Here is a 1,373-nt window from a genome sequence, read left to right on the forward strand (position 1 = left end):
GTTTGAGTCAAGACTTTGTGGGAGATTTTTTTCTCGACCGATTTTTTTGGTTATATATGGTTTTATAAAATCGTTATATGTAAGCGCTTTTACTTACTCTCATCCTGTAGGTATGTGCGTTTTCTCTCGTTTTAAAAACCTTTCAATGCTTGCAATGCCTCGTAAATCGGTGTCCCTGAAGATTGGCGAAGGTATGGGATGTTATCTCGTACCACTTCTGTCATTTGCGTTTGCACGCGCTTCAGTGCCTTTTTCACGATCGTTTCTCGTTTCGTTTCTTCTCGTTCTTCCACGCCATACATCACTCCATCGCGTGTCCGAATGAGTAACGTATCTTTTATCGCGACGATCGCTCGCAACATCGCTTCAATCCCTGCATCCCTCCAACTTCGACCGTTTTTACTTCGTTTCGCAAACACATGCATCGTTCCTTCCGCACTCCCCATCGCCCTCATGTTTGTCGTGTCAATCCCTTTTTCCTTCAACCATACGCGATAGTCACGTAAACATCCTGGTATCTCCTCGATTCGACGAACAAGCGCCTCGAGTTGCTTTTCCTTCTCCTCATGTTCTAACGTACCGATGGCACTTGTGAGTTCTCGTAACACACCTTCTTCATCCCATGATGCTAACTTCTTTCGAATCACCCGATATCTCGCATGACCTCGGAACAATTGACGAATCTCTCTTGCCACATGGAACCGATCAAGCTGAAAGTACCCCCTGTCCCCGAAATATTCTCGACACGCTGTAATCCATGGGGCTCCATCTCCATTGATGACCACCCAATCCTCAAACGGATCATAGCTGTATTCCTTCATCAGAAAATTCTCTACAGCTTCCCAAATCGGTTCATTCGTTTGATGAACCATATACCGTCGATTCACTAAGGATACGCGTTTCCCGTTTTTCTCCCATCCTTGGTGAATCGTGATGATCTTTTCTTCTTTTCCTTTGATGCGGCTTCGTTGACGTTTCACGTACAACCCGTCTGCTTCGATAAAAAACACGCGCCCTTTTTTCTCCATCGCACGGTGCCCTTCCACCTCTGCCTCGATGATGGACTGGCGAATCGTTTCGTGACTCATACATGCATACCCCACCAGCTTTTCAAGCGACTGCGCAGCCTGTCGATACGAAGAACCCGTCACGGCGAGATGAATCGCTGTCTCCTCTAATAGCGGACTCACTCCATGCGCCCCATCGAACTGAAGAAAGACATCGAGTAAAGACGTATACACCTTTTTTTCACGGTCAAAGTAGTAGTTTCGCTTCACTTCCACCTCTCCAAATAGCGTTTGGAGTCGGATCGTCCGCTTATCTTTGAGCGCATATCGTTTCTTGTCCCGCTGTTCTGCCAATGTGCGGTCGAT

Annotated in this window: 1 protein-coding gene; it reads right to left on the minus strand. The window is 46.8% G+C overall.

All coding sequences use genetic code 11. The annotated features are described in order from the left end of the window. Positions 1-131 precede the first annotated feature (131 nt). On the minus strand, positions 132-1,373 hold a 1,242-nt coding region (locus tag ETB99_RS14495; RefSeq protein WP_171700926.1), incomplete at its 5' end, for an ISLre2 family transposase.

This window comes from Anoxybacillus sp. CHMUD, assembly GCF_013096965.1.
Lineage (GTDB): Bacteria > Bacillota > Bacilli > Bacillales > Anoxybacillaceae > Anoxybacillus > Anoxybacillus kestanbolensis_A.